At 73.7% G+C, this 21,077-nt stretch carries 19 protein-coding genes; 11 read left to right on the top strand and 8 right to left on the bottom strand.

All coding sequences use genetic code 11. The features are described 5' to 3' along the window. Positions 1–3: 3 nt before the first annotated feature. From J2X64_RS07205 to J2X64_RS07180, 6 genes are all read right to left on the bottom strand, one after another. Entirely contained in the window at positions 4–573 is a 570-nt protein-coding gene (locus J2X64_RS07205) for a dihydrofolate reductase family protein (RefSeq protein WP_310151656.1), read from the bottom strand. 200 nt (positions 574–773) lie between these two features. Next, positions 774–2,171: a DUF222 domain-containing protein gene (locus J2X64_RS07200; protein WP_310151652.1), complete on the bottom strand. Its 1,398-nt coding sequence runs from the start codon at positions 2,169–2,171 to the stop codon at positions 774–776. 176 nt (positions 2,172–2,347) lie between these two features. Next, on the bottom strand, positions 2,348–2,989 hold the full coding sequence (locus J2X64_RS07195) for a hypothetical protein (protein WP_310151650.1): 642 nt from the start codon (positions 2,987–2,989) through the stop codon (positions 2,348–2,350). A gap of 172 nt (positions 2,990–3,161) precedes the next feature. Beyond that, positions 3,162–3,566: a DUF488 family protein gene (locus J2X64_RS07190; RefSeq protein WP_310151647.1), complete on the bottom strand. Its 405-nt coding sequence runs from the start codon at positions 3,564–3,566 to the stop codon at positions 3,162–3,164. Between the two features lie 55 nt (positions 3,567–3,621). Continuing rightward, the gene (locus J2X64_RS07185) at positions 3,622–3,762 is read right to left on the bottom strand and encodes a hypothetical protein (protein ID WP_310151645.1); all 141 of its coding nucleotides are present in this window, start codon (positions 3,760–3,762) and stop codon (positions 3,622–3,624) included. 44 nt (positions 3,763–3,806) lie between these two features. Further along, positions 3,807–4,475 (bottom strand): class I SAM-dependent methyltransferase, encoded by a 669-nt coding sequence (locus tag J2X64_RS07180; protein WP_310151641.1) that lies wholly within the window; start codon positions 4,473–4,475, stop codon positions 3,807–3,809. Positions 4,476–4,713: 238 nt separating this feature from the next. Between J2X64_RS07180 and dnaK the strand changes: the two genes are divergently transcribed. The 6 genes from dnaK to J2X64_RS07150 all read left to right on the top strand — a co-directional run bounded on the left by dnaK (position 4,714) and on the right by J2X64_RS07150 (position 11,055). After that, the gene (dnaK, locus tag J2X64_RS07175) at positions 4,714–6,612 is read left to right on the top strand and encodes a molecular chaperone DnaK (RefSeq protein WP_310151638.1); all 1,899 of its coding nucleotides are present in this window, start codon (positions 4,714–4,716) and stop codon (positions 6,610–6,612) included. Beyond that, positions 6,609–7,232: a nucleotide exchange factor GrpE gene (gene grpE, locus J2X64_RS07170; protein ID WP_310151635.1), complete on the top strand. Its 624-nt coding sequence runs from the start codon at positions 6,609–6,611 to the stop codon at positions 7,230–7,232. Before dnaK ends, grpE begins: the two co-directional genes overlap by 4 nt. A gap of 62 nt (positions 7,233–7,294) precedes the next feature. Then, positions 7,295–8,314 carry a DnaJ C-terminal domain-containing protein gene (locus J2X64_RS07165; protein ID WP_310151632.1) on the top strand — a complete coding sequence of 340 codons (1,020 nt, stop codon included), beginning with the start codon at positions 7,295–7,297 and terminating at the stop codon, positions 8,312–8,314. Positions 8,315–8,316: 2 nt separating this feature from the next. Further along, entirely contained in the window at positions 8,317–8,775 is a 459-nt protein-coding gene (locus J2X64_RS07160; RefSeq protein ID WP_310151629.1) for a heat shock protein transcriptional repressor HspR, read from the top strand. A gap of 99 nt (positions 8,776–8,874) precedes the next feature. After that, complete coding sequence (locus J2X64_RS07155; protein WP_310151626.1) at positions 8,875–10,605, top strand: formate--tetrahydrofolate ligase; 1,731 nt, start codon at positions 8,875–8,877, stop codon at positions 10,603–10,605. Between the two features lie 114 nt (positions 10,606–10,719). Then, positions 10,720–11,055, top strand: coding sequence for a ribonuclease E inhibitor RraB (locus J2X64_RS07150; protein ID WP_310151620.1), 336 nt, complete (start codon positions 10,720–10,722; stop codon positions 11,053–11,055). Between the two features lie 54 nt (positions 11,056–11,109). Here the strand turns inward: J2X64_RS07150 and J2X64_RS07145 are convergent, their stop codons facing one another. Then, the gene (locus J2X64_RS07145; RefSeq protein WP_310151618.1) at positions 11,110–12,675 is read right to left on the bottom strand and encodes a glycoside hydrolase family 3 N-terminal domain-containing protein; all 1,566 of its coding nucleotides are present in this window, start codon (positions 12,673–12,675) and stop codon (positions 11,110–11,112) included. A gap of 191 nt (positions 12,676–12,866) precedes the next feature. On the opposite strand from J2X64_RS07145, the gene clpB reads away from it, so the two are divergent. The 3 genes from clpB (at position 12,867) to J2X64_RS07130 (ending at position 17,754) form a co-directional block, all read left to right on the top strand. Then, positions 12,867–15,455 (top strand): ATP-dependent chaperone ClpB, encoded by a 2,589-nt coding sequence (clpB, locus tag J2X64_RS07140; RefSeq protein WP_310151615.1) that lies wholly within the window; start codon positions 12,867–12,869, stop codon positions 15,453–15,455. A 131-nt stretch (positions 15,456–15,586) separates the two neighbouring features. Beyond that, on the top strand, positions 15,587–16,051 hold the full coding sequence (locus J2X64_RS07135; protein ID WP_310151613.1) for a hypothetical protein: 465 nt from the start codon (positions 15,587–15,589) through the stop codon (positions 16,049–16,051). A gap of 14 nt (positions 16,052–16,065) precedes the next feature. Next, on the top strand, positions 16,066–17,754 hold the full coding sequence (locus J2X64_RS07130; protein ID WP_310151611.1) for an alpha-amylase family protein: 1,689 nt from the start codon (positions 16,066–16,068) through the stop codon (positions 17,752–17,754). Positions 17,755–17,815: 61 nt separating this feature from the next. Here the strand turns inward: J2X64_RS07130 and J2X64_RS07125 are convergent, their stop codons facing one another. After that, positions 17,816–18,652 (bottom strand): NlpC/P60 family protein, encoded by an 837-nt coding sequence (locus tag J2X64_RS07125; RefSeq protein WP_310151608.1) that lies wholly within the window; start codon positions 18,650–18,652, stop codon positions 17,816–17,818. Between the two features lie 106 nt (positions 18,653–18,758). Between J2X64_RS07125 and J2X64_RS07120 the strand changes: the two genes are divergently transcribed. Next, on the top strand, positions 18,759–19,469 hold the full coding sequence (locus tag J2X64_RS07120; protein ID WP_310151605.1) for an LppX_LprAFG lipoprotein: 711 nt from the start codon (positions 18,759–18,761) through the stop codon (positions 19,467–19,469). Beyond that, complete coding sequence (locus J2X64_RS07115; protein WP_310151602.1) at positions 19,450–21,072, top strand: MFS transporter; 1,623 nt, start codon at positions 19,450–19,452, stop codon at positions 21,070–21,072. The genes J2X64_RS07120 and J2X64_RS07115 overlap by 20 nt, the downstream gene beginning before the upstream one ends. The last annotated feature ends 5 nt before the right edge of the window (positions 21,073–21,077 follow it).

Raw genomic sequence — 21,077 nt, 5'->3', positions numbered from 1 at the left:
CCGTCACACCGCCTGTTGCTGGCCGCCGAGGACCCGGAACCGCAGGATCGTGGCGTCCCCCGACTGCTTGCGGTCGATCGGCTCGAGGTCAGTCCTCGGGGTCGTCGGCGAGGAGAACCTCGTGCCGTCGACGAGCAGCACCGGCAGGACGTAGACGAGGAGCTCGTCCACGAGACCTGCCTCGAGGCACTGCCCGGCTGCGTCGGCGCCGAGGACCTCGACGTCCCTGTCGCCCGCGGCCTCGCGTGCGGTCGCGACCGCGGCGCGGATGTCCCCCTCGACCACCGTCACGCCGGGCGGCGCGGGGTCCAGCGACCGGTGGCTGAGGACGAACATGGGACCCGTGAACGGGTAGTCCACGAGGTCCGTCGACTCGGCCCGCATCCGATCACCGACGTCCCAGGTCCGCCTGCCCACGAGCATCGCCCCGGTGGCGCCGGCGATCCGGGCCATGTCGTCCGGGTCGACGAAGTCCGCCAGCGCCCGTCCGCGGCCCCAGTCCATCGAGTCACCCGGACCGGCGATGAACCCGTCCAGCGACATGCACCTGTTGACGACGACCTTGCCACCCATCGCGGTTCCCCTCCGTCCGTGCCCCGCCCTGACACCGCGATCCTGCCGCCCCCCGACGCGGAGCGGAAGGGCCGTGCCTGCGTGTGACGGACGCCGCGTAGCGGCACAGGGTCCGGGACGCCGGGCTGACGGGTGCGGAGCGAGAGCCGCTCAGCGGCAGGCAAGTGACCCCGCCGGTGGTGACGGGGTACGGGGCGGGGTCATGGTCGCCACGCTGGAGTGGGCGGGGGAGCAGGCGCAGCGGTCGCCACTCGTCCCCACTCGTCGAAGACCCGCGGGTCCGCACAGGGGACCTGCCCAGGACCCGACCGAGCTGCCGAGGGTGGGGAGCTGGAGAGTTCGTCGGCGGAGCGAGCCCGACTCTGCTCGAGCCAGTGGTCGTAGGCGCCCGGCGTGAGGTCCCACTCGACCCGGCCGGCGCGGACGGTGCCGTGGAAGCCCTTGGTGTGGACGACGGTGTGGTGCCGGCCGCAGAGCAGCGCCGCGTGGTCGAGGTCGGTGGGGACGCCGTCGGCCCAGTGCCAGAGATGGTGCGCGTCGCACCACGACGCCGGCACCGAGCACCCCGGGAACGAGCAGTGCCCGTCGCGCAGCCAGAGCGCCCGCACCTGCGCGCTGGTGAACACCCGGTGCCGCCTCCCCAGCTCGACCAGCTCGCCGTCGGACCCGAGCACCGCGGGGACCAGGCCGGCGTCGCACGCCGCCCGACGGACGGTCTCGGGACCGAGGAGCTGGCCCACGTCGCCGGACCCGAAGACCGTGCCTGCACCGAGCCGGGCGGTGAGGTCGGCGAGATCCATGGTCACGAAGAGCTCCGCCTTGGAGGTCGTTGGCACCCCGTCGGCGGACGCCACCCCTCGACGCACGACTTCGACGAGCGCGTCGAACCGCCGCTGCCCCGAGGGCCGCCGGTCCGGCTCGCCGTCGGCTGGGCGGGGCGCCGACAGCGCCTGCACCGCGGCCTCCAGCACGGCCCTGCCCTCGGCGTCCGCCACGATCCGGTACTCGTACAGCCCGGAGCCGTCGTCCATCGGCTGCGAGAAGGAGGTCCGCTCGTGCAACCTGTCGTGCTCGCCCTGGAACTCGCCGTCGTGGCCGTAGCGCGCCACGAGCCGCCGACGCACCGCGCGGATGTCGCGGCGGCTGCTCTTCTCGGCGATGCCGACGAGGGCCTCCATCACCGGCCCCTGGGCAGCCGGGTGCAGCCGGTGCCCGATGCGCTCGTACTCGTCGACGACGCAGGCGGCGTGGGCGACCGGGACCCGGGCGTCCAGCACGGCCGCCTTGAGGAGGGCGTACCTGGGCAGCCGCGCGTGCTCGACCACGGCCACGACCGGCGCCGAGCCACCAGCTCGCAGCGAGGGGGCGTGGTCGCGCAGCCAGCGCTGCGCACCCGCCGTGCCACCGGAGGCCTCGCCTCGCTCGACAGCCTCGGCGAGCACGGCAACCCTGCCGGCCCCCACTCGCGCGCCGACCTGGTCGACCAGGGTCAGGAGAGGCCCCAGGTCCGTGCCCTGCGCGGACCACAGCTCCTCGCCGATCCCGCCGAGGGCTGCGCACGCCCGCTGCAGCGCCTCGCGCCGCTCGAGTAGTGTCATGCCCCCTGACATGCACCCAACCTAGTGGCGACCACTGACAGTGGAAGTGTGCCGAATCCATTGCAGCAGAACGACTTCGACAACCGCGGCGGTTGTCAACTTCGTGCGCGCTCGGTGTCGTAGAGGGCCTTGCCCGCAGCACCTCCTCGGCATGACTGCGATGCTGCTGCCCGCGCTCAGCCGAGGACGGTCACCGGGGTCTCGACGCGGCCACGCCGGTCCAGGTAGCCGTGCCACAGCAGCCGCGCAGCCGTCGAACGGTGCGGCCGCCAGCGCTCGCCGAGGTCCTCGAGCTCCCCCTGGGTCGGCACCGCGTCCAGGCCGAGCGCCTCCGCGGTGGCCACCTGCAGCGCGCGGTCACCCACCGGCCACAGGTCGGGGCGGCCGAGGCAGGCCAGCAGGTACACGTCCGCCGTCCACCGCCCGATGCCCGGCAGCGAGGTCAGCTCGCGCCGGACACCGTCGTCGTCGAGCTCGGCCAGCCGGTCGAGGTCGAGCCGCCGGGTGAGCACGGCGGTCGCCAGCGCGCGCAGGTAGCGGTCCTTCTGCCGGGACACCCCGTCGGCGCGCAGGTCCTCGGGCGTGGCCGCGAGGACGGCGGCGGGGGTCATGACCCCGACGCGGTCCAGCACGCGGGCGTAGGCCGCGGCTGCACTCGCCAACGACACCTGCTGCTCGAGGATGAACAGGACGAGGCTCGGGAACCCGGTGGGGCGCAGCCACAGTGGTGGAATGCCGTGTGCTTCCACGAGGGCCGCGAGGTGCTCGTCGGAGTCCGTGAGCTCCTCGACGGTCCGCCGGAAGAGGGTGTCGTCCACCGGGCGAAGGTACCCGAGCGCCTCCCGCGGCGCCGGTGTCGCGGAGAGCTTCCTCAGCGCTGCTCGTCCCGGAGCCGCGCTCCGCGCTGGCGCCCGGGCGGCGCCGTCGCGGGGCCTTGCTCCGCGCTCGTGCTCGGTGGCGCCCACCGCGCGGGTTTCGCGGAAGGTTGTCTCACGGCTGCTGGTCGTCCGGGGCGAGCTCGGCACCCGCTGCCACGAGCAGCTCGCGCAGCACGGACCGGTGGCAGCGCGACTCGTCCTCGCAGTAGCAGCCGACGGACACGTCGGTGCGGCGGGACGTCGCGGCCAGCAGGTCGAGCACGTGCCGCGCGCCGGGGTGGGCCATCTCGCGGCGGTAGGCGCGCACGAAGGCCGCCCACTCCCGGTCGGTGCCGGCGGCCAGCGCCCGGGTCACGAGCGCGGCGCTCGGGGCGAGCTCGGGCAGCCACACGTCGTACCAGTCCCGGCTGGCGAACTCCGCCCTCGGGACGCCGCGCGGGGGACGGCGGACCGTCCCGATGCGCAGGCCCTCACCCTCGTGCCTCGGCGACCCGAGGCGTACCACTCGCAGTGCCATCGCCCCACTGTGCCACCGCCCCCTCCGGCCCCCTTCCGCCGGAGGGGGCGGCGGCTCAGCCGGCGCGGAGCCGACGGCGCTGCTCGCGCAGGGCCTGGACCTGCGCCCAGTACTCGCTGCGGTCCCGGTCCTCGCGCACGTCGGGTGCCTGCGGTGCCGGGACCACCCGCAGGTGGCGGGAACGCTGCTGTGCCATGACCCGAACGCTAGGACCGTCCACCGACAACGGGTGGCGAGCCGTCAGGCAGGGAGCCGGGCCTCGCCCAGGACGTGCGGGCTGGCCGGCATCGTGGGGCCGGTCTCGGGGAAGCGGAAGCGTCGGGTCCCGGTGACCTCGAACCCCGCCGCCCGCAGCTCGGCCACCTGGTCGCGGGAGGTGTGGCAGCCCCCGACCAGCAGCGGCCACACCGTGGCGTCGACGACCCGCTGCACGCGGCGCAGCCCCGGCTCCTCGGCGACGGTGTGCTCGAGGAACCGCACGGTCCCGCCGGGGCGCAGCACCCGGGCGACCTCGGCCACGGCAGCCTGCGGGTCCGCGACCGAGCAGAGCACGAGGCACACGACCGCCGCGTCCATGCTCGCGTCGGGCAGCGGGAGCGACTCGGCCCGCCCCGGCACGACGGTCACGGGGCGACCCGCCGCGGTGGCCTCCTGCGCGCGCCGGGTCCCGGCCTCGCGCAGCCGGGGCTCCGGCTCCACCCCGACCACCTCGGTGACCGCCGCGGGGTAGTGCGCGAAGTTGAGCCCGTTGCCGCACCCCACCTCGACCACCCGCCCACGCAGGGGGGCCAGCAGCTCGCGGCGCAGGTCCGCCATCCCCGCCGGCTCGATCCGCTCGCTGGCGCGGGCGTAGAACCGGCTGAACAGCGGTCGGGGCAGGTCGGGGGACGCGTCGGCGGTGCGGGCCATGGCCCACCCTCCCACGCACGGGCCGCGTGCCGTGGCCCCCGGCCCGAGCGTCCCCCGTCCGCGTCACCGGCCGGGCGAGATGGCGCCCGTGGCCGGGAACATCCCGGACCACCACAAAGTTGAGTCAGGTGAGCGCAAGTTCGGACGCCCCGATTTGCCACGCGGCATACCGGCTCCTAACTTGAGCGGAGACAACTCAATCCGAGCACCATCCCCGAGCACCACAGGAGAAACCACCATGGCACGTGCGGTCGGCATCGACCTCGGTACCACCAACTCGGCTGTCGCCGTCCTCGAGGGCGGGGAGCCGACCATCATCGCCAACGCGGAGGGTGGTCGCACGACCCCGTCCGTCGTCGCCTTCTCCAAGGGTGGCGAGGTCCTCGTCGGCGAGATCGCCAAGCGCCAGGCCGTCACCAACGTCGACCGCACCATCCGGTCGGTCAAGCGCCACATCGGCACCGACTGGAAGTCGGCCGAGATCGACGGCAAGACGTACACCGCGCAGGAGATCTCCGCGCGCATCCTGCAGAAGCTCAAGCGCGACGCCGAGGCCTACCTCGGTGAGGACGTGACCGACGCCGTCATCACCGTCCCCGCGTACTTCGACGACCACGAGCGCCAGGCCACCAAGGAGGCCGGTGAGATCGCGGGCCTCAACGTCCTGCGCATCATCAACGAGCCCACCGCCGCGGCCCTCGCGTACGGCCTCGACAAGGGCAAGGAGGACGAGCTCATCCTCGTCTTCGACCTCGGTGGCGGCACCTTCGACGTGTCCCTCCTCGAGGTCGGCAAGGACCCCGAGGACGGCTTCTCCACCATCCAGGTCCGCGCGACCTCCGGTGACAACCAGCTCGGTGGCGACGACTGGGACGAGCGGATCGTGGGCCACCTGCTCACCGTCGTGAAGAACACCTCGGGCGTCGACCTGGCCAAGGACAAGATCGCCATGCAGCGCCTGCGTGACGCGTCGGAGCAGGCCAAGAAGGAGCTGTCCTCCTCGACCTCGACCACCGTGTCGCTGCAGTACCTGTCGATGTCGGAGAACGGGCCGATCCACCTCGAGGAGACGATCACCCGCGCGCAGTTCGAGCAGATGACCAAGGACCTGCTCGACCGCACCCGCCAGCCGTTCGCCAACGTCATCAAGGACGCCGGCATCTCGGTGGGCGACATCGACCACGTGGTCCTCGTCGGCGGCTCGACCCGCATGCCGGCGGTCAGCGCCCTCGTCAAGGAGCTCACCGGCGGCAAGGAGCCCAACAAGGGCGTCAACCCGGACGAGGTCGTCGCCGTGGGCGCCTCCCTGCAGGCCGGTGTCCTCAAGGGCGAGCGCAAGGACGTGCTGCTCATCGACGTCACGCCGCTGTCGCTCGGCATCGAGACCAAGGGTGGCCTGTTCACCAAGCTCATCGAGCGCAACACCGCGATCCCGACCAAGCGCTCCGAGGTGTTCTCGACCGCCGAGGACAACCAGCCCAGCGTGCTCATCCAGGTGTTCCAGGGCGAGCGCGAGATCGCGCAGCACAACAAGGCGCTCGGCACCTTCGAGCTGACCGGCATCGCGCCGGCCCCGCGTGGCGTCCCGCAGATCGAGGTCACCTTCGACATCGACGCCAACGGCATCGTGAACGTCTCCGCCAAGGACCGGGGCACCGGCCAGGAGCAGAAGATCACGATCTCCGGCGGCTCGGCCCTCCCCAAGGAGGACATCGAGCGGATGGTGCGCGAGGCCGAGGAGCACGCGGCCGAGGACAAGAAGCGGCGCGAGGAGACCGAGGCCCGCAACACCGCGGAGAACCTCGTCTACTCGACCGAGAAGTTCCTCACCGACAACGCCGACAAGCTCCAGGAGGACCAGCGCAAGCCGGTCGACGAGGCGCTCGCGGACCTCAAGGAGGCCCTCAAGCCCGAGTCCGGCGCCAGCATCGAGGACATCTCCGCCAAGAGCAGCAAGCTCTCCGAGGAGTCCCAGAAGATGGGCACCGCGATGTATGCCGCGGCCTCGGCTGCGGACGCGTCCGCCGGGTCCGAGGGTGCGGGCGCCGGTGAGGGTGCCGCCGCGGGCGGCGCCGGTGCCTCCGACGACGACGTCGTCGACGCCGAGGTCGTCGAGGACGACGAGGAGAAGAAGTGACCGACCAGAACCCGACGGCTGACCAGCCCGACGGAGCCGAGGCGATGGTGGGCTCGGAGGAGTTCGAGCCCACCACCGCCGAGGCGGCGGCCGCCGAGCAGGCCGCCGTCGCGGACCAGCAGCCGGCCGGCGAGACCGTGACGGGCGAGACCGGATCGGGCGAGCCCGGGTCGGAGGTCCACCCCGACACGGCGCTGGCCGCGGAGCGGCTCACCGACCTCCAGCGACTGCAGGCCGAGTACGTCAACTACAAGCGCCGCGTCGACCGCGACCGTGCGGTCGTGCAGGAGCGGGCCGTCCGCGACGTCCTCGAGACGCTGCTGCCGGTGCTCGACGACATCTCGGCGGCTCGCGAGCACGGCGACCTGGCCGACGGCCCGTTCGCCAAGATCGCGGACAAGCTGGAGTCGACGCTGGGCCGGTTCGGCCTCGAGCGCTACGGCGCGGTGGGGGAGGAGTTCGACCCGGGCCGGCACGAGGCGCTCATGCACGCGGCGTGGCCGTCCGACGGCTCTGTCTCGGGCGACTCCACGACGGTCGTCCAGGTCCTGCAGCCCGGCTACCGCGCCGGTGAGCAGGTGCTGCGCGCCGCCCGCGTCGCGGTCGCCGACCCCGAGTGACCCCGGCAGCCGGCGCGACCTCAGTACGATTCCCCACCCCGTCCCGCTGAGAGGAGGACGTCATGGCCAGCCAGGACTGGTTCGAGAAGGACTTCTACGCGATCCTCGGCGTCCCCCAGGACGCTGACGAGGCGGCGATCAAGAAGGCGTACCGCAAGCTCGCCCGCAAGCACCACCCCGACCAGAACCCCGGGGACGCGGCGGCCGAGCAGCGCTTCAAGGACGTCGGCGAGGCGAACTCCGTCCTGTCCGACCCCGAGAAGCGCCGCGAGTACGACGCGATCCGGCAGATGGCCCGGGGTGGTGCCCGCTTCACCGCGGGCGGCCCCGGCGGCGGCGCGACCAACGGCGGGTTCGAGGACATCTTCTCCTCGATGTTCGGCGGCGGCGGGGGCCCCGGCGGCGCCCGCGTCCGGTACTCCACCGGCGGCGGGGGCCAGCCCGACCTCGAGGACATCCTCGGCGGGATGTTCGGTGGCGGCGGCCCGGCATACGGCGGCGGCACGGGCTTCCGTGCGCCCACCGGGCCGCGCAGGGGCGGCGACCTCACCGCGCGCACCACCCTGTCGTTCCGCGACGCGGTCAACGGCGCGACGGTGACCCTCGGGACCTCGAGTGGCGGCCAGATCACCACACGGATCCCGGCCGGGGTCAAGGACGGGCAGAAGATCCGCCTGCGCGGCAAGGGCCAGCCGGGTGACTCCGGCGCCCCCGCCGGCGACCTCATCCTCACCATCACGGTGGAGAAGCACCCGGTCTTCGGGCGCGAGGGCGACAACCTCACGGTCGACCTGCCCGTGACGTTCGCCGAGGCCGCGCTCGGCGCGACCGTGTCCGTGCCGACGCTCGACGGCGACCCGGTCAAGGTGCGGATCGCCCCCGGGACGCCGAGCGGGCGGGTGCTGCGGGTCAAGGGCCGCGGCGTGCCGCGCAAGGACAGCCCGGGCGACCTCATGGCCAAGGTGGCCATCGTGGTGCCGCAACGGCTCTCCGACGACGCCAGGGCGGCCGTCGAGACGCTGCGCGAGCTCGACGGCGGGCACGACCCGCGGGCGGAGCTGTTCGAGAAGGCGCGGAGGTGAGCATGGCGACCGAGCCCGAGTTCCGGCCCGACGACGACGCGCCGATCTTCGTGATCTCGGTCGCCGCCGCGCTCGCGGGCATGCACGCCCAGACGCTGCGCCAGTACGACCGGCTCGGCCTCGTCCGGCCCTCCCGCACCCGGGGTGGCGGCCGGCGCTACTCCGGTCGCGACGTCGCCCTGCTCCGTGAGGTGCAGCGTCTGTCGCAGGACGAGGGCATCAGCCTGGCCGGCATCCAGCGCATCCTCGCCCTCGAGGACCAGGTGGCGGCCCTTCAGGCGCGCGTGCGGGAGCTGCGGGCCGAGCTCGACGAGGCGCGGGCGGCAGCGGGCTACGGCGGCCCCGGCGCCCGCGTCTTCGCGGTCGGCCCGAGCGGCGAGGTGTATGCCCTGCGCGCCGGCCAGCGCGTGCGCCCCGAGCGCTCGCAGGCACTGGTGGTCTGGCGGCCCGACCCCCGCTGACCGCGGACACCGCGGCTGGGCCGGGCAACCACGGCTCACCCCGGACACCACGGACGAAGGGCCCTGTCACTCCGGCCACCCCGGGCGGACAGTGTCGGTGTGTCCACGTCCTCGCGAGCCTCGTCCTCGCCGTCACCAGCCAGCAGCGACCTCGCCATCGCGCGGGCCGCGCACCTCGAGCCGGTCGAGGAGGTGGCGCGCGCCGCCGGCATACCGCTGGAGCACCTGGAGCCCTACGGCCGCCACGTCGCCAAGGTCGACCTGGCGGCCGTCCGCGACCTGGCCGACCGCCCGCCCGCGAGGTACGTCGTCGTCACCGCCATCACGCCCACGCCGCTCGGCGAGGGCAAGACCACGACGGCCGTCGGGCTGGCCCAGGGGCTCTCCCTGCTCGGCCACCGCGCGACCCTGGCGCTGCGGCAGCCGTCGATGGGCCCGACGTTCGGCATCAAGGGCGGCGCGGCCGGCGCGGGCCACAGCCAGGTGCTGCCGATGGAGCAGCTCAACCTGCACCTCACCGGCGACTTCCACGCCGTCACCGCGGCGCACAACCTGCTCGCCGCGATGGTCGACAGCTCCCTGCACCACGGCAACGAGCTCGACCTCGACCCGCGCAGCATCGCCTGGCGCCGGGTGCTCGACGTCAACGACCGGGCCCTGCGCAACATCGTCGAGGGCCTCGGCGCCCGCATCGACGGCGTGCCGCGGCAGAGCGGGTTCGACATCACCGCCGCCAGCGAGGTGATGGTGGTCCTCGGGCTGGCGACGTCGCTGCGCGACCTGCGCGAGCGACTGGGCCGGATCGTCGTGGGCTTCACGTATGCCGGGCGGCCGGTGACCGCGGACGACGTCCGGGCCGCGGGGGCGATGGCCGTCATCCTCAAGGACGCGCTGAAGCCGAACCTGCTGCAGACCACCGAGAACACGCCGGTGCTGGTGCACACCGGCCCGTTCGGCAACATCGCCACCGGCAACTCGTCGGTGGTCGCCGACCACCTCGGCATCCACACCGGGGACTACCTGCTGACCGAGGCGGGCTTCGGCTCGGACATGGGGGCCGAGCGGTTCGTCAACCTCAAGTGCCGCGTCTCCGGGCTGCGGCCCGATGCGGCGGTCCTCGTGGCGACCGTCCGCTCGCTCAAGGCGCACTCCGGCAACTACTCCGTCGTGGCGGGGAAGCCCCTGCCGCCGGAGATGCTGCACGAGAGCCCGCGGGCCGTGCGTGCCGGCGCGGACAACCTGCGCCGCCACCTCGAGATCGTCCGGTCCTTCGGGCTGTCGCCGGTGGTGGCGGTCAACGCGTTCCCGACCGACTTCGAGTCCGAGCACGCGGTGATCCGCGAGGTGGCCGGGGCCGAGGGGGCGCGCGTCGCGGTCTCCACCCACGTGGCCGACGGCGGCAAGGGCGCGCTCGACCTGGCCGAGGCCGTCGTGGCGGCCTGCGCCGAGCCGCACGGGCTCCGGTTCACCTACGAGCTCGACGACACCCTGCGGGACAAGGTCGAGGCGGTCGCGACGAAGGTCTACGGCGCCGACGGGGTCGACTTCTCACCGACGGCTGCGAAGGACCTCGAGCGGTTCGAGGTCCTCGGGTACGGCGGGTTCCCCGTCGTCATCGCCAAGACCCACCTGTCGATCTCGTCCGACCCCACCCTCGTCGGCGCGCCCACGGGGTGGCGGCTGCCCGTCCGTGAGGTGCGCGCGGCGGCCGGAGCCGGCTACGTGTACGCCATCAGTGGCGAGATGCGCACCATGCCCGGCCTGCCGCGGAACCCGGCGGCCGCGTCGATCGACCTCGACGAGGACGGCGAGGTCGTCGGCCTGTTCTGAGGCCGACCGGGGGACGGCAGTGACGCGGGCGTCGCCGGTGACGGTTGGGTGTCGACCCGGCCGGGAGGACCACGGTGACCGGCCGACTCCGGTGGCCAGCGGCATACTCGACGCATGAGTGAGCACCTGCTGGTCTTCCCCGAGCGCGACGTCGCAGAGCAGGTGGCGGAGGAGCTGCGCGACGAGGGGTTCACCGAGGTGCGGGTCGTGCGCGAGGCGCTCGCCGGTGAGGACGACTCGGAGTCGCACGAGTGGGGCGTGCACGTGGTCGAGGAGATGGTCGCGGACGAGTCTGGGCCGGTCGAGGGCGGCCTGCGTGACCGGTTCACGGCGCTCGCCGAGGAGCACGACGGCTGGTACGACCCGGAGCCCGACGGCTGGTCGACCCCGCCCGGCGTGGTCGCCCACCGCGACCCGGCGTCGGGCGCGGCCGAGCCGACGCCCGCCTAGGACAGGCGTAGGACCGCAGGTCGGGCCGAACCGGCCCGGCCCCGGACTGACCCGTCAGGCCGGGCCGCCGGTCAGCAGCGCCACCACGGCCTCGCCGGCGGCCCACGAGGCACCGTGGGTGACGACGTGCGTCGTCCCTGCGGGCGGCTCCCACCCGGGCCAGCCGGTGTCGACGACCACGACGTCCGGTCGCGTCGCCACGACCGTGCGCACCGCCTCGTCCATCCAGGCGTGCCGGTGCGGGTCGCGCACCACCAGCCAGAGCGGCCCGCCCTGGGCGGGGAGGTCCCCGGCCAGCGTCGCAGACTCGCCGGCCGCGGCAGCGACGTCGTCGGACGCCGCGAGCCGGTGCACCTCGACCTCCGGCCAGCGCCGACGGGCGGCCGTCACCACGCCCACCGGCGTCTCGGACCCGACGGCGATGTTCGTCCCCGCCTCGAGCACGAGCAGCACCGGCGGCTGCGCCGAGGCGACCACCTCGCCGCGCACCCGGATCGACCGGGTCGCAGCCTCGCGGCCGGCTCCGTGCGCCACGCCGCCCAGACGGCCCGCGGCCTCTGTGCCTCGGGTGACGTCGGCCCGGTCGGCCCGGTCGGCCCGTTCTGCGCGGTCGCGCAGGGCGTCACGCAGCGCTGCGGCCTCGGCGACCCGGGCCGCGGCCTGCGCGAGCCGTTCCTCCGCGAGCCGGCCTGCGTGCACGGCCTCGACGACGGCGTCGACGACCAGGTCGAGCGTCTCGACCCCGGCGGTGTCGCCGCCGATGCAGAGGGCGTCGACCCCGGCGGCGAGGGCCAGCACGGCGCCGTCCGCGAGGCCGACCGTGCGGGCGACGGCACCCATCTCCAACCCGTCCGAGACCGCGAGGCCCCGGAACCCCAGGGTGTCGCGGAGCAGCCCGGTCATGACGGCGGGGACGAGCGTGGCCGGGCGGTCGTCCAGCACGGGAAGACGGATGTGGGCGCTCATGACCGCAGCGACCCCGGCGTCGACGGCGGCGCGGAACGGCTCGAGCGCCGGGTCGTGCTCGGGGTCCTGCACGTCGACGACGGGGACGTCGAGGTGGCTGTCGACCCGGGTCCCCCCGTGGCCGGGGAAGTGCTTGGCGCAGGCCAGGACGCCGGCCGACTGCAGGCCGCGGACCCAGGCCGCCGTGTGGCGGGCGACCAGAGCGGGGTCGGACCCGAAGCTGCGCACCCCGATGACCGGGTTCGCGGCCTCGACGTTGACGTCGGCATCCGGCGCGTAGTCGAGGTCGATCCCGGCGGCGGCGAGCGACCGCCCGATCTCGGCGCCGACCCGCTCGGTGAGGTCGACGTCGTCGACCGCGCCGAGGGCGAGGTTGCCGGGCCAGGACGACCCGGTCAGGTGCTCGAGCCGGGTGACGTCCCCGCCCTCCTCGTCGACCGCGACGAGCGCGGCCGGGTTCGCCTCGTGGACCTGGGCGGTGAGCCGGGCGACCTGCGCCGGGTCGACGATGTTCCGCCCGAACAGCGCCACGCCGCCCAGCCCCTGCTCGAGCCGGGCGAGCAGCCACGAGGGCGCGGTCTCGCCGACGAAGCCCGGCTGCACGACGGCGAGGGCGAGTCGGGCCAGGTCGGGGGAGCGCGACGCGAGCGACATGGCCGCACTCTACGGACGGTCGTCAAGCCCGCAGGTCATCCCGGGTTGCCCGTCAAGGTTGAGCGGAATACGCTCAAGTTTGCCGAGGTTGTCACCTGTGGACGCGCGCCACCTCGGGCGCGTCCGACCCCACGAAGCACCGGAACACCGACGCACCGACGCACCACCGAGCACAGGAGAACCCACCAGGCATGGAGCTGAAGCCCACCGCCAAGGTCGCGGAGGCGCTCGCCCTCGCGCAGCGCGCCGCCCAGACCGCAGGGCACCCGGAGATCACCCCGGACCACCTCACGAGCGCCGTCGTGCAGCTCGACACCCCGCTGGCCGATGCCCTGCTGCAGGCGGCCGGCACCGGCGCGGGCCACGTCCTCGGCCAGGCCGACGCCCGGCTGCGGTCCCTGCCCACGACCTCCGGCGCCAGCGCCACCCCCGGCCTCGGCCGCGAGGCTGCCGCCGTGCTCCAGCAGGCGGACACGCTCATGCGCGCCAAGGGCGACACCTACCTTGCGCTCGACCTGCTCCTGCTCGCCCTCGCCGAGACCGGCCACCTGGCCGCCGTCGAGAAGCGCGGCGCCAAGGACATGGAGGCCAAGATCGACGCGCTGCGCGGGGGCCGCAAGGTCACCAGCGAGACGCCCGTCGAGGAGGGCGAGGCCCTCGAGAAGTACGGCACCGACCTCACCCAGATGGCGCGCGACGGCAAGCTCGACCCGGTCATCGGCCGCGACTCGGAGATCCGCCGCGTCGTGCAGGTGCTGTCCCGCCGCACCAAGAACAACCCCGTCCTCATCGGCGAGCCCGGCGTCGGCAAGACCGCCGTCGTCGAGGGCCTGGCGCAGCGCATCGTCGACGGCGACGTGCCCGAGAGCCTGCGCGGCAAGCGGCTCGTCAGCCTCGACCTCGGCGCCATGGTGGCCGGTGCCAAGTACCGCGGCGAGTTCGAGGAGCGGCTCAAGGCCGTCCTCGAGGAGATCCGGACGAGCAACGGGCAGATCGTCACGTTCATCGACGAGCTGCACACCGTCGTCGGCGCCGGCGCGACCGGCGAGGGCGCGATGGACGCCGGCAACATGCTCAAGCCGCTGCTCGCCCGGGGGGAGCTGCGGCTGGTCGGCGCCACGACCCTCGACGAGTACCGCGAGCACATCGAGAAGGACCCCGCGCTCGAGCGCCGCTTCCAGCAGGTCTTCGTCGGCGAGCCCAGCGTCGAGGACACGATCGCGATCCTGCGCGGCCTCAAGGAGCGGTACGAGGCGCACCACAAGGTGACGATCGAGGACTCCGCGCTCGTCGCGGCGGCCTCCCTCTCCGACCGCTACATCACCGGCCGCCAGCTGCCCGACAAGGCGATCGACCTCGTCGACGAGGCCGCCTCGCGCCTGCGGATGGAGATCGACTCCAGCCCGGTGGAGATCGATGAGCTGCGCCGGCAGGTCGACCGGCTCCGGATGGAGGAGCTGCACCTGCAGACCGAGACCGACGAGGCCTCGCGCGAGCGGCTCGAGGCGCTGCGGGCGACGCTGGCCGACAAGGCCGAGCAGCTCGCCGCGCTCAACGCGCGCTGGGAGGCCGAGAAGTCCGGCCTGAACAAGGTCGGCGAGCTGCGGGCGAAGGTCGACGAGCTGCGCACCCAGGCCGACCGGTTCGAGCGCGACGGCGACCTCGGCAGCGCCTCGCGCATCCGCTACGGCGAGCTGCCGGCGCTGGAGAAGGAGCTGGCCGCCGCCCAGGCTGCGGAGGAGTCCGCCACCCCGGCCGACGCCATGGTCAAGGAGCGGGTCGGCGCCGACGACATCGCCGAGGTCATCTCGGCGTGGACCGGCATCCCGGCCGGCCGGCTGCTGCAGGGCGAGACCGAGAAGCTGCTGTCGATGGAGTCGATCATCGGTGCCCGGCTCATCGGGCAGGAGACGGCCGTCCGTGCGGTGTCCGACGCCGTCCGGCGCTCGCGGGCCGGCCTCGCGGACCCCAACCGCCCGACCGGGTCGTTCCTCTTCCTCGGCCCGACCGGCGTGGGCAAGACCGAGCTCGCCAAGTCGCTGGCGGACTTCCTCTTCGACGACGAGCGGGCCATGGTCCGCATCGACATGAGCGAGTACTCCGAGCGGCACGCCGTCGCGCGCCTCATCGGCGCCCCGCCCGGCTACGTCGGCTACGAGGAGGGCGGTCAGCTGACCGAGGCGGTCCGGCGCCGGCCCTACTCGGTCGTCCTGCTCGACGAGGTCGAGAAGGCGCACCCCGAGACGTTCGACATCCTGCTGCAGGTGCTCGACGACGGCCGCCTCACCGACGGCCAGGGCCGCACGGTCGACTTCCGCAACGTCATCCTGGTCATGACCTCCAACCTCGGCAGCCAGTTCCTCATCGACCCGGTGATGGCGCCCGAGGACAAGAAGGAGGCCGTCATGACGGCGGTGCGCGCGGCCTTCAAGCCCGAGTTCCTCAACCGGCTCGACGAGGTCGTGGTGTTCGACCCGCTGAGCACCGAGGAGCTCGGCCACATCGTCGAGCTGCAGGTCCGCGAGCTCGCCTCCCGCCTGGTCGACCGCCGCATCACCCTCGAGGTGACCGACGCGGCCCGCGAGTGGCTGGCCATCACCGGCTACGACCCGGCCTACGGCGCGCGGCCGCTGCGCCGCCTCGTGCAGCGCGAGATCGGCGACCGGCTCGCCCGGGCCGTGCTGTCCGGCGAGGTGCGCGACGGAGACACCGTCGTCGTCGACCGTGACGACAGCCTCGACGGGCTCACCGTGCGCGGGGCGGACCACGCCGTGGCCTGACCGCACCACCCGCCCAGGGCCAGAGGGGGTATGCCGTGCGCACACGGCATACCCCCTCGTCGCATCCCGGCGCCAAGGGGACGGCGACGCGGGCCGTGCGAGTCCGCGGCAGCCGCAGCAGACTGGGGCGCATGACGGACGAGCCACTGCACCAGCGCCCGGAGGGCGCCAGCGACGCCACGGTCGAGGCCGTGGGCAAGGTGAGCGAGGCCTTCGAGGCCATCGAGGAGGTGCGGGGGCGGCTCTACGGCCTGCACCGGCTCGTCGGCACCGCGGACCTGGCCCTCGGCGAGGCCGTCGAGCTGCTGCGCAAGGCGGGTCACGAGGAGCTCGCCGACACGGTCGACCGCGAGATGGTCGGGCGCAACGTGCTGCCGGGCATGTGGACGTTCCAGGTCGTGGAGACCTTCGACGAGGGCTACTACGCCGAGTTCCGGCGGATCGAGAAGCTGGTGCGCGACCAGCTCATGGACGGCCGGCGGCACGTCTACGAGGCCGAGATGAAGACCCGCGAGCGCACCCACGGCCAGCCCGGCCACGAGCCGTCGCCCGAGGTCCTGGACCCGCAGGACCTGCAGGCGGACAGCCTGTCCTGACCGGAGGAGGCACCGTGACGACACGCCTGTCCCAGACAAGCGACCTGTGGTGGAAGAACGCCGTCATCTACTGCGTCGACGTCGAGACGTACTTCGACGGCAACGGCGACGGCATCGGCGACCTGCAGGGGCTGACCCAGCGGATCGACTACCTCGCCGAGCTCGGCGTCACCTGCCTGTGGCTCATGCCGTTCTACCCCTCGCCGGACCGCGACGACGGCTACGACGTCACCGACCTCTTCGGCGTCGACGCCCGGCTCGGCACGCACGGCGACCTCGTCGAGCTGATCCGCACCGCGAACGACCGCGGCATCCGCGTCATCGCCGACCTCGTCGTCAACCACACCTCCGACCAGCACCCGTGGTTCAAGGCGGCCCGGCGCAGCAAGGACAACCCCTACCGCGACTTCTACGTCTGGCGGTCCGACCCGCCGCCCGACACCTCGGACAAGGTCGTCTTCCCCGACAAGGAGGACAGCATCTGGGCGCTCGACGAGCGGACCGGGGAGTGGTACCTCCACCACTTCTACACGTGCCAGCCCGACCTCAACTTCGCCAACCCCGAGGTGCGCGACCAGATCGCCAAGTCGATCGGGTTCTGGCTCCAGGTGGGCATGGCGGGCTTCCGCGTCGACGCCGTGCCCTACCTCGTCGACGACATCGACACCGAGGCGCCCGACGTGCCGGGTGACCCGCACGAGTACCTCAAGGAGCTGCGCGCGTTCCTCAACCGCCGCCGCGGGGACGCGGTCCTGCTCGGCGAGGTGAACCTGCCGCACAAGGACCAGAAGCAGTACTTCGGCGGCGCTGACGGCAACGAGCTGCACATGATGTTCGACTTCATCGCGATGCAGGCGATGTACCTGTCGCTGGCGCGGCAGGACTCGCGCCCGCTGGCGAAGGCGCTGCGGGCGCGCCCCGCGGTCGACCCGGACTGCCAGTGGGCGACGTTCGTGCGCAACCACGACGAGCTCACCCTCGACAAGCTGAGCGACGAGGAGCGGCAGGAGGTGTTCGCCGCCTTCGGGCCCGAGCCCGAGATGCAGCTGTACGGCCGCGGACTCAAGCGGCGGCTGCCGCCGATGCTCGACGGCGACCCACGGCGGATCCGGATGGTCTACAGCCTGCTGTTCTCGCTGCCCGGCACGCCGACGCTGTACTACGGCGAGGAGATCGGCATGGGCGAGGACCTCGCCTCCGAGGGCCGGATGGCCGTGCGGACGCCGATGCAGTGGGAGCGGGTGGCCAACGGCGGGTTCTCGTCCGCCCCGGCCCGCAGGCTGGTGCAGCCGGTCGTGCCCGGTGGCTACGGCCCCGAGCACGTCAACGTCGCGGACCAGAAGCGCGACCCCGACTCGCTGTGGAACTTCGTGCGCGGCCTCATCCAGACCTACCGCGAGTGCCCCGAGCTCGGCTGGGGCGACTTCACGGTGCTCGAGCAGCCGCTCCACCAGGTCCTGGTCCACCGGTGCTCCTGGGAGGGGTCGACCGTGGTGGCGGTGCACAACTTCGCCGCTGAGCCGGTCACCGTCACCTTCCCGCTCGACCCGCGCGACCTCGGGGGGGACCTGCCCATCTGGCTGGAGGACCTCGTGGCCCGCGGGACGCAGGAGCCGCGGCGCGACGGCACCGTCGAGGTCGCGCTCGAGGGCTACGACCACCGCTGGTACCGCGTGCGCCGCGACGACCTGCCCCGCCGCTGACGGTCCGTGGTCCGGTCAGCTGGCCGGACCACGGCCCGTCAGCCACCGGTCGCGGGGTCCGTCAGCTCACCGGGCGCACGACGTAGGGCATGACGCCGGTCTCGGAGGTGGAGAACGCGCGGACCCGGATGTCCGGCCCGCTCACGCGGTCGGCCTCGACGACCTTCCCGTCGCCGACGTACAGCGCGACGTGGTGGATGCGCGAGGCCGACTTCGTCGAGTCGGACCAGAACACCATGTCGCCCGCACGGAGCCGGCTGGTCGGGACGCGGGGGCCGTCGGCGTACTGGCTGCGCGACGTGCTGGACAGGCGCACCCTGGCGCCCTGGTGGAACGCGTACTCCATCAGGCCGGAGCAGTCGAAACCGACGGTGTTGCGGTCGTCGATCCCGCTGGGGCTGCAGCAGATCCCCTTCGTCGGGCCGTAGGCGTTGCCGCCGCCCCAGGAGTACGGGTACCTGCCGGTCATGGACGTGGCCGCGGCGATGACGGCCTTGACCCGGGCGCTCGGCGTGCCCTGCTCCGGCGTCGGGGTGCCGGCGCACAGCGGGGCGACGAGGCCGTCGGACCCGGTGCGGACGTAGGCGTCGCTGACGTAGCCGCCTGACTTCAGCCGGTCCCAGACCGTGCTCGTGCCGTAGGTGCCGGTCACCGACTGCCCGTACGTCTGGCAGGTGATGGTCACGCGGGCGCCGTCCGCCCGGGACCCGATCGCGGCCGACGCGGCCGTCGGCTTCTGCCGGACCGTGAGCGCGGGCCCCGGGTCGCCCTTGGTGTTGACGACGCCGGTGGCGCCGGAGGCCTGGGCGGCGAGCGCGCCGGCGACCGAGACGCCGACGAGGGCGACGGTCACGGCGGCAGTGGCCACTCGTCGTCGTGTGGTGGTGAGCAGGTTCATGAGGTCCCCCCTGTGGTGTGCCGGCTCGGGCCGGGTCGCCGCGAACGCTAGGGCGGGCAGCGTGTGGCGACCATGGGGAGCGGTCCCCGGCGGATAGCGTGTGCGCATGCGTCCCCCCGGTCGGTATGCCGTCGTCGCGGCCCTCGCGGTCGGCCTCGCCTCCGGCCTGCTCACCGCCTGCAGCGGCGGGGACAAGGCAGCCGCGAAGGCCGAGCTGCCGCCCGCCCAGCGCCTCGCCGCGGCGCGCGCGGCGCTCGAGAAGAGCCCGGCGGTGTCGTTCACGCTGACGTCGGAGGGCCTGCCCGGCAAGGCGGTCGGCGTCTCGGCGGCCCAGGGCACGGGGCTGTTCCGGCCGCCGTCGTTCAAGGGCACGCTCAACGCCACCATCCGTGGCGTCACCGGCACCGTGGAGGTGGTCGCGGTCGAGCAGGACGTCTACCTCAAGTTCTTCACGCCGGGCTTCAACAAGATCGACCCCAGGACCTACGGGGCGCCGAACCCCGCGCAGCTCTTCAACACCCAGACGGGTGTGACCAGCCTGGTGTCGAGGACCACCGGTCTCGCCGCCGGTCCGCGCACCCGCGACGGGGCCACCATCGTCGACACCTACACCGGGAAGGTCCCGGGGTCCGCGGTCGCCGACCTGTTCGTCATCGGCGACCGGTCGGGCACGTTCGACGTCACCTACGGCGTCGCGGAGGACGGTGACGAGCTGCGGTCGGTGGTGCTCAGGGGTCCCTTCTACGCCGGCTCGACGTCGACCTACACCGCGCGCCTCACGAAGCTGCCCCAGGCCGTTGCGATCCCCCGCCCCTAGGGCGCTGCTCGCCACCGCCTCGGTCGCGGTGGCCCTCGCGGCGGCCGACACCTACGTCGTCGTGCTCGCGCTGCCCGACATGATGACCGGCGTCGGCCTCGGCATCGACGCCCTGCAGGAGGCGACCCCGATCGTCTCGGGCTTCCTGCTGGGCTACGTCGCGGTGCTTCCCCTCATCGGACGGCTCACGGATCTCGTTGCCCGCCAACGCATCCTGCTGACCTGCCTGCTCGTCTTCGTCGTCGGGTCGGCCGTCACGGCCGTGGCGGTGGAGCTGCCCGTGCTCGTCACGGGGCGCCTGCTCCAGGGCGTCGGCGGCGGCGGCCTCGTCCCGGCGACGCTGGCGATCGTGGCCGACCTGTGGCCGCGCGGGCGCCGCGGCACCCCGCTCGGCGTGGTCGGCGCCGTGCAGGAGCTCGGCAGCGTGCTCGGGCCGGTCCTCGGGGCCCTGGTCCTCGCCGTCGCGGACTGGCGGGCGATCTTCTGGCTCAACGCCGTCGCCGGCCTGGTGCTCGCTCTCCTCGTCGCGGTCACAGGCGGTGCCCGACCGGTGGCCCCACGGGCCGTGCCCGCCGTCGTGGGCCTGCTCGCAGTCGTCGTCACCGGCCTCGCCCTCGTGGCACCCGCGCGGCTCGCGACCGACGTCACCCTGGGCGTGCCGTTCGTCCCCTTCGACGGGTATGCCGCGCGGCTGGCGACACCGATCGGCGCCGCCGGGCTGGGGCTGGCCGCGGTCTGGCTCGCCCTGGTGCTGCGCTCGGCATGGCCGGTGCTGCGCCGGGCCGACCTGCCGGGCGCCCTGCTGCTCGGGACCGCGCTCGGCACCCTCGTCCTCACCTTCGCCGCGAGCGACCCCGAGCGCGAGGTCGTCGGTCCGCTGGGCCTGGCCCTGCTGCCCGTAGGCGTGGTCGCGCTGGGCCTCTACCTGTGGCGGCACCGCCGGGCTGCGGAGCCGCTCGTGCCGCGGGGAGTCGTCCGTGGGCGCACCGGCAGCGCGCTCGTCGTCAGCCTGCTGACCGGCGTCGCGCTGGTGGCGGTCGTCGTCGACGTCCCGGTGCTCGCCCGGCTCACGCTCACCGGCTCGCAGACCACGGCGGCGCTGGTGCTCGTGCGCTTCCTCGTCGCGGTGCCCGTCGGGGCGGTCGCCGGCGGGTGGGCGCTGCGCCGGCTCGGGGAGGCGGTGGTCAGCGGCGGGGGACTGCTCCTCGCCGCGGCCGGCCTGCTGGCCATGAGCCGCTGGGGCGACGGAGCCCTCGAGACGTGGACCGCGACGGCCGTCCTCGTCCTCGTCGGGCTCGGTGTCGGACTCGCCCTCGCGCCGGTGAACAACGCCGCGCTCGCCGACTCACCGCCGCAGGCGCACGGTGTCGCGGCCTCGCTGGTCGTCGTCGCGCGGATGGTGGGCATGGTCGTCGGGCTCGCCCTGCTGACCGCGATCGGCCTCCACCGGTACTATGCGGCCGTGGCCGCACTGCCCGACCCGACGGACACCCGGGCCCTGGTCGGCGCGGGGGTCGTGCAGGTGCAGACGGTCTTCCTCGGAGCGGCGCTCGCGGCCGCCCTGGGCGCGCTGGTGTCCCTGCGGCTGGGACTGCGCCGCTAGGCCTG

The organism is Phycicoccus sp. 3266, assembly GCF_031456495.1.
GTDB lineage: Bacteria > Actinomycetota > Actinomycetes > Actinomycetales > Dermatophilaceae > Pedococcus.
This window is presented reverse-complemented; position numbering and strand designations above follow the sequence as displayed.

Excerpts from the sequence above, each read along its gene's own strand:
- J2X64_RS07205 (WP_310151656.1), bottom strand. The coding sequence starts at position 573 with ATGGGTGGCAAGGTCGTCGTCAACAGGTGCATGTCGCTGGACGGGTTC.
- J2X64_RS07200 (WP_310151652.1), bottom strand. The coding sequence starts at position 2,171 with ATGACACTACTCGAGCGGCGCGAGGCGCTGCAGCGGGCGTGCGCAGCC.
- J2X64_RS07190 (WP_310151647.1), bottom strand. The coding sequence starts at position 3,566 with ATGGCACTGCGAGTGGTACGCCTCGGGTCGCCGAGGCACGAGGGTGAG.
- J2X64_RS07185 (WP_310151645.1), bottom strand. The coding sequence starts at position 3,762 with ATGGCACAGCAGCGTTCCCGCCACCTGCGGGTGGTCCCGGCACCGCAG.
- J2X64_RS07180 (WP_310151641.1), bottom strand. The coding sequence starts at position 4,475 with ATGGCCCGCACCGCCGACGCGTCCCCCGACCTGCCCCGACCGCTGTTC.
- dnaK (WP_310151638.1), top strand. The coding sequence starts at position 4,714 with ATGGCACGTGCGGTCGGCATCGACCTCGGTACCACCAACTCGGCTGTC.
- J2X64_RS07165 (WP_310151632.1), top strand. The coding sequence starts at position 7,295 with ATGGCCAGCCAGGACTGGTTCGAGAAGGACTTCTACGCGATCCTCGGC.
- J2X64_RS07160 (WP_310151629.1), top strand. The coding sequence starts at position 8,317 with ATGGCGACCGAGCCCGAGTTCCGGCCCGACGACGACGCGCCGATCTTC.
- J2X64_RS07150 (WP_310151620.1), top strand. The coding sequence starts at position 10,720 with ATGAGTGAGCACCTGCTGGTCTTCCCCGAGCGCGACGTCGCAGAGCAG.
- J2X64_RS07145 (WP_310151618.1), bottom strand. The coding sequence starts at position 12,675 with ATGTCGCTCGCGTCGCGCTCCCCCGACCTGGCCCGACTCGCCCTCGCC.
- clpB (WP_310151615.1), top strand. The coding sequence starts at position 12,867 with ATGGAGCTGAAGCCCACCGCCAAGGTCGCGGAGGCGCTCGCCCTCGCG.
- J2X64_RS07135 (WP_310151613.1), top strand. The coding sequence starts at position 15,587 with ATGACGGACGAGCCACTGCACCAGCGCCCGGAGGGCGCCAGCGACGCC.
- J2X64_RS07125 (WP_310151608.1), bottom strand. The coding sequence starts at position 18,652 with ATGAACCTGCTCACCACCACACGACGACGAGTGGCCACTGCCGCCGTG.
- J2X64_RS07120 (WP_310151605.1), top strand. The coding sequence starts at position 18,759 with ATGCGTCCCCCCGGTCGGTATGCCGTCGTCGCGGCCCTCGCGGTCGGC.